Source organism: Spirillospora sp. NPDC049652 (genome assembly GCF_040675125.1).
Lineage (GTDB): Bacteria > Actinomycetota > Actinomycetes > Streptosporangiales > Streptosporangiaceae > Spirillospora.
In genome coordinates this window covers 1-5,291 of sequence record NZ_JBFAOF010000502.1, presented here as the reverse complement: position 1 = coordinate 5,291, position 5,291 = coordinate 1, and the positions used below count along the sequence as shown (strand labels likewise).

Here is a 5,291-nt window from a genome sequence, read left to right as displayed (position 1 = left end):
ACGCTCTTCCGATCTCGGGTCGGTCCCGGCCTGCTTGGCCCGGGCGGTGATGTGGCGGGTCTTGTCCTGGATCTGCCGTCCCGCCTGCTCGGCCTTCTCCCGGGCGGCCTGGGCGGTGTCGTGCGCCGACGCGGCCGCCTTCTGCCGGACCTGCTCTGCCGTCTGCTTGGCCCGGGCGGCGACGTCGGTCTTGGCGGCCAGCGCCTCGACCGTGTCGCCCAGCTGCTCGCGCTGCTGCTCGACCTGCTCGCGCAGTTCCTCCGGGTCGTCGGCGTGCGCGCCGGTCTCGTGCGCCGTGTTCCGGGCCCCGGACTGGTCGGTGGTCATCGGCGTGCCCTCTCCTTGATCTCGTTGATGTCCTGTCGGGTGGACTCCATCGCCTGCTCGGGCACCGGCGGTTCCGCCTGCCCCACCTGGGAACGGCCCATCAGTCCCAGCACCGCCGCGATGATCAGCAGGGCCGCCCCGACGATCAGCGCCGCCGCCCAGACGGGCAGCACCAGCGCCAGTGCCGCGATCGCCGCCGCCGCCAGGGCGCCCACCCCGTACAGCGCGACCACGCCGGCTCCGCCGAACAATCCCGCGCCGAACCCGGCATGGCGGCCCTTCTGCTTCATTTCCGCGACCGCCAGGCGCATTTCCGCCCGAACCAGTTCCGGAATCTGTTCACTGGCCTGTTTGACCAGCTCCCCCATCGATGGCTCCGAACTCGACGAGCGTGCCGTGCCCATAACCGTCACCTCCCCCTCGTCCTGCATCCGGCCGGGTCGCACCGGCACTTTCGCCTTCCGTTCCCCCCACCACCGCGCTAAACGGCCCCGGGCCCCCGTCCTTGGCAAGGATCAGCCGGCTGCGGCGGCGCGGCGCGCGTCCACCCGCTCCCGGGTCTTGCGACCTGCGGCCGCGTGCCCGGTCCCGGTGAGGACCCGGACCTCTCGTCTCAGCGGCACGACCGTCCCACCGGTGGACGGACGGTCGGCCTGGGCGGTCTGCGGTCGTTCGGGGACCGCCACCGGCGACTCGGCGCGGGCCCCTGGATGTTCGGCGCGCGACGCCGGCAGAAGGGTCGATTCGAGCCACTGCATGGCGATGAGTAGGACGAGACCTGCCGGCGGGATGAGGAATGCGGCGTAAATTGCTCTGCCTCCAATGTGCGGACGGGCAGCCAGTCGTGCTCACAGGCTTGAAGGGCGATGTTGGGCTACCGCTCACCAGGCGATCCAAACGTCACCACCCGTCCCACTCGCGGCCTTCGGCCTACCGCGATCCGCGGGGAGGCCAATGGAGACAAGGGATAGGGCGCGCGCACATGTCAGCCGATTTTGTTTTCACCTACCGATGCCGCGAGCACAGAACCGGCACCCCACCCGCGACGTCCGCCCGGGGCCGGCAACTGGGACGCGCTTGCGGCGTTCGGCTGAGGTGAGGGGAGGGCGTCCGATAGGTAAGCGAGGCTGAAGCTATCGGCAACAAGGACTAAATAGAACTTTCCGGTTCGGACCGGGATGCTGGACGCATGGTTCCGCGCATCGTCTCCCCGCACATCCTGGCCCTGGGCGGCACCGTGGTGTTGTGGGCCTCGGCCTTCCCCGCCATCCGGGTCGGTATCGACGGGCTCGGGGTGGAGGCGTTGTCGTTCCTGCGGATCGCGGTCGCGGCCGTGGCGCTGCTGCTGGTGGCGCGGCCGGCGAAGGTCCGGCTGCCCCGCCGCCGCGACCTGCCCATGATCGCCTTGTGCGGGGCCACCGGCGTCACCGCCTACCAGATCCTGCTCAACTGGGGCGAGGTGGAGGTGGCGGCCGGGACCGCGAGCCTGCTGATCGCGATCGCCCCCGTCTTCAGCGTGCTGCTCGGGAGCCTCTTCCTCGACGAGCCGCTGAGCCGGTACATCGTCCTCGGCAGCGTCGTCGCGATCACCGGTGCGGCCATCGTCAGCCTGGGCGCGGGCGCCGGCGGTTTCACGGTCTCCGCCCTCATCGTCCTGGCCGCCGCCATCGTCCAGGGGGTGTACCACTTCGCCACCAGGCCCCTGCTGCGCCGCTACGGCGGTCTCGAGGTCGCCACCTACGCGATGGTCGCGGGCACCGTCCTCGCCCTGCCGCTGATCCCCGCCACCTGGCACGCCACGCTGCACGCCCCGGCCAGTGCGCTCGCCTCGGCGGCGTACCTCGGTCTGTTCCCCTCCGCGCTCGGCTTCGTCATCTGGGCCTACGCCGTCGCGCGTCTGCCGCTCGCGGCCTCGACGGCCGCCTTGTACCTGGTGCCGCCGGTGGCCCTGGTCATCTCCCTGGTCTGGCTGGGAGAGGTGCCCCGTCTCGTCGCGCTGGCGGGCGGAGCGGTCACCGTCGCGGGAGTGGTCCTGATCAACCGGGGCAGGCGGACGCGGCGTCCGCCCGCGCCCGAGGGCGAGGACGCGTCCACGGCCGGCGGCCGGACGACCGACCACCGGGTCTCGTCGCGGTGAGGCCGTCAGTCGTCGGGCACCCGGTGCCCGCTACGCGCCTCCGCGTGTTCCGCGCCGGGCAGGGGGCGGTCCGTGCTTGACGTCCGCCGGCTGCGCATCCTGCAGCATCTCGCCGCATACGGGACCGTCGCGGCCACCGCGGAGGCCCTGCATCTGACTCCGCCGGCCGTCTCCCAGCACCTCGCCGCGCTGCAGAAGGAAGCCGGCATGCCCGTGGTGGAGAAGCACGGGCGAACCCTGCGGCTGACCGCGGCCGGGGAACTGCTGGTGGCCCACGCCGAGATCATTCTCGCGGAACTCGACGCGGCCGAGTCCGGCCTGGCGGCCCTGCAAAGCGGACGGCACGGAATGGTGCGGATCACCGCATTCCCCTCCGCGGCCCGCACCCTCGTCCCGCGCCTGTGGCAACGCCTCGCCGACGCCGATGCGGCTTCGGATCTGTCGCTGCGGCTGTCCGTCCGGGAGCCCGACGACGCCCTCGAAGAGCTGCAGAAGCGCTCGACCGACCTCGCCCTCGTCCACAGCTACACCGTGCTGCCACGCAGCTTTCCCGCCGCGTGCGAGCAGACCGTCCTCATGGAGGAGCCGGTGCTGCTCGCCCTGCACCCCCGCCAGGCGGACGCCCTGGGGCTGGCGGCCGGGCAACCGGCGGAACTGTCCCGGACGGCGCATCTTCCGTGGTTGACGCCGGGACCGGAGACCTCCTGCTACGAGATGATTCAACGCGCCTGCGGCGCGGCCGGGTTCGTCCCGGACATCCGGGTGCGCAGCACTGACTTCTTCGTGCTGTCGGCGCTGGTGGCCGTGGGGGCGGGTGCCGCTCTCATCCCCCGGATGGCACTGCCGGACGACACCGCGTCCCTCAGCCTCCATCCCCTGGTCAGTCCCGTCTCCCGGACGATCTTCACCGTGAGCCGCGCGGGTACCGGCCAGCATCCCGATCTGCGCCGCGTGGTGGACCTGCTCCATGAGTCGGTCACGACCTCCGACGCCGATGACGGTGCGCCGGGCGACTAGATCGCGGCGCCGAAGAGCCACCCGTCAGCCCTGGTGACGAGGGGTGGCCGAGGACGCCGGAGCGTCTGGACGCGATCCCTCGTCCTTCTCGGCGGCCACGGCGGAGGCGGACAGGAGGGTCGCGGCGGCGAGGCCGCCCCAGAGGGCGAACGAGCCGCGGGCGGCGAGAGCCGTGATGACCGCCGGGGAGACCGCGAGGCCGAAGCCTGTGGAGAGCTGGAAACGGGACAGGGCTCGTCCCAGGACATGGGCGGGAGCGAGCGCGGTGACCAGCGCGGTGGCGCTGCCCGCGTAGATGATCTCGCCGACGGTGCAGACCACGGACACCGCGGCGACGGCCGGAACACCCCAGCCGTGTCCCAGCGAGGTGGCCGCTAGGAAGCCGAGGTAGGACGCGGCCAGAACCGCCCCGGCGAGAGCCAGCACGGCCCGCCGGGAGAAGCGCGACATCAGGACGGTGACCGGCACCTGCAGGGTGACCACCAGCACCGTGTTGGCCACGAAGACGGCCGCCGGCCACACCGGAGACGCGTGGAGCTGCGTCACCAGGACCAGCGGGAGCGCGATCTCCGGGACGTTGAGGCAGAAGACGTAGACCACGTTCGCGGCGAGCAGCGTGAGCATCCGGCGTGCGGGTTCGTCCTCCCGGCCCTTGGGGGCGCAGCCCTCTGCTGGATGCGCGTGCACGTGGACCGACCACGCCAAGGCGGCCGCAGCCAGGTAGGCGAGCGCGGTGACCGCCGCCAGCGCCTGCAGCGCGGCGGTGCCGCCCGCCAGGCAGACGGTGGCGAGGAGTGCTCCGACGCCCAGGGCGGCGTTGCGCAGTGCTCTGGCGGCTGCGAGGGCGGTGTCGCGTTCTCGGCCGTGGGCGACCGTGGCCACGAGCGCGGCGTGGGCGGCCGGCCATGCCTGGTTGCCGATGCCGAGGAAGAGCGCCGCCGCCGCGAAAAGCCAGACGTGACCCGCCGGGGCGGCCAGCAGCAGCGCCACGCCCAGCACCCGTACCAGCATGGACGCCGCCACGACCGTGCTGCGTGCGCCGCGGTCCAGCCATCGGCCCACCGCGGGCATGCACGCCAGGCCCGCGACGATCCCGACCGTCATGGCGGTGCCGGTGACCGGAGCGGACAGCCTCAGGACGGTCACGCCGTAGAGCAGGAGAAAGGGCCGCAGGAGGCCGGTGCCGAGCGCGTCCACGGCCAGGGCGACGGTGTAGCGGGGGCCTCCGGAGGCGCGGACGAGGGCCCGGGGCTGGATTCTGGTGACGGTCGTCATGGCGTCAGACAGTGCGTCCAGGTGCCGGGGCGGGGCCCGTCGGTTGACGCATATTGTCAATCGACGCCGCCACCAGGCCGTCCGGGTAGGAATGATGGGGGAATGACGCTGAGGATCGACATCAGCGGCCTTCCGTCCGAGCAGGTGCGGTTCGCCGCGTCCCCGCTGGCCGAGCTGACCGCGATGCTGCACGTGCTGGCCGAACCGGGGCACCATCCGCAGTTCGCCGGCTGGGCCGCGGACGTCTGGTCCGGGCTGCGGCCCGAGCTGGCCGAGCGGCTCCGGGAGGCGGAGTTCCTCTGGCGTTCCTCCCAGGCCGACTTCCTGATCCCCGCGCGGCCCCGCCCGACCCTCGCCGAGGAACTGGACGACGTGGACCGGCTCGACGACGAGACGTACGTGACCGCCGCGCTCGTCACCACCTGCGGCAGCAACCGGGTCCACTTCCGCGGAGCCTCGCCCCTCACCGACAGGACCGCGCGCGAGCGGGCCCTGGACGTGGCCCAGGCCCGCGGCGCGCTGCAGGAGGCCTTCG

General features: G+C 72.5%; 7 protein-coding genes. 3 read left to right on the top strand and 4 right to left on the bottom strand.

Annotated elements, in window-relative coordinates; genetic code table 11:
• The 3 genes from AB0J52_RS26300 to AB0J52_RS26290 all read right to left on the bottom strand — a co-directional run.
• The coding region (locus AB0J52_RS26300) for a DUF3618 domain-containing protein (RefSeq protein ID WP_500184960.1) at positions 1-327 on the bottom strand (327 nt) is incomplete at its 3' end.
• On the bottom strand, positions 324-695 hold the full coding sequence (locus AB0J52_RS26295; RefSeq protein ID WP_500184959.1) for a phage holin family protein: 372 nt from the start codon (positions 693-695) through the stop codon (positions 324-326). The genes AB0J52_RS26300 and AB0J52_RS26295, both read right to left, overlap by 4 nt.
• 147 nt (positions 696-842) lie before the next feature.
• Entirely contained in the window at positions 843-1,085 is a 243-nt protein-coding gene (locus AB0J52_RS26290; RefSeq protein ID WP_500184958.1) for a hypothetical protein, read from the bottom strand.
• Positions 1,086-1,516: 431 nt separating this feature from the next.
• On the opposite strand from AB0J52_RS26290, the gene AB0J52_RS26285 reads away from it, so the two are divergent.
• Together AB0J52_RS26285 and AB0J52_RS26280 are read left to right on the top strand one after the other, a co-directional pair.
• Positions 1,517-2,464, top strand: coding sequence for a DMT family transporter (locus tag AB0J52_RS26285; RefSeq protein WP_500184956.1), 948 nt, complete (start codon positions 1,517-1,519; stop codon positions 2,462-2,464).
• Between the two features lie 72 nt (positions 2,465-2,536).
• Positions 2,537-3,481, top strand: a complete 945-nt coding sequence (locus AB0J52_RS26280; protein WP_500184955.1) for a LysR family transcriptional regulator — start codon at positions 2,537-2,539, stop codon at positions 3,479-3,481.
• A 24-nt stretch (positions 3,482-3,505) separates the two neighbouring features.
• Here AB0J52_RS26280 and AB0J52_RS26275 read toward each other — a convergent pair whose 3' ends face one another.
• Complete coding sequence (locus AB0J52_RS26275) at positions 3,506-4,756, bottom strand: MFS transporter (RefSeq protein ID WP_500184954.1); 1,251 nt, start codon at positions 4,754-4,756, stop codon at positions 3,506-3,508.
• 102 nt (positions 4,757-4,858) lie between these two features.
• On the opposite strand from AB0J52_RS26275, the gene AB0J52_RS26270 reads away from it, so the two are divergent.
• Positions 4,859-5,291 (top strand): DUF5937 family protein (locus AB0J52_RS26270; RefSeq protein ID WP_500184953.1); only part of this gene is annotated, 433 nt, incomplete at its 3' end.

Bases quoted from the DNA above. Each gene is read 5' to 3' on its own strand.
- AB0J52_RS26295 (WP_500184959.1), bottom strand. From the start codon at position 695: ATGGGGGAGCTGGTCAAACAGGCCAGTGAACAGATTCCGGAACTGGTT.
- AB0J52_RS26290 (WP_500184958.1), bottom strand. From the start codon at position 1,085: ATGCAGTGGCTCGAATCGACCCTTCTGCCGGCGTCGCGCGCCGAACAT.
- AB0J52_RS26285 (WP_500184956.1), top strand. From the start codon at position 1,517: ATGGTTCCGCGCATCGTCTCCCCGCACATCCTGGCCCTGGGCGGCACC.
- AB0J52_RS26275 (WP_500184954.1), bottom strand. From the start codon at position 4,756: ATGACGACCGTCACCAGAATCCAGCCCCGGGCCCTCGTCCGCGCCTCC.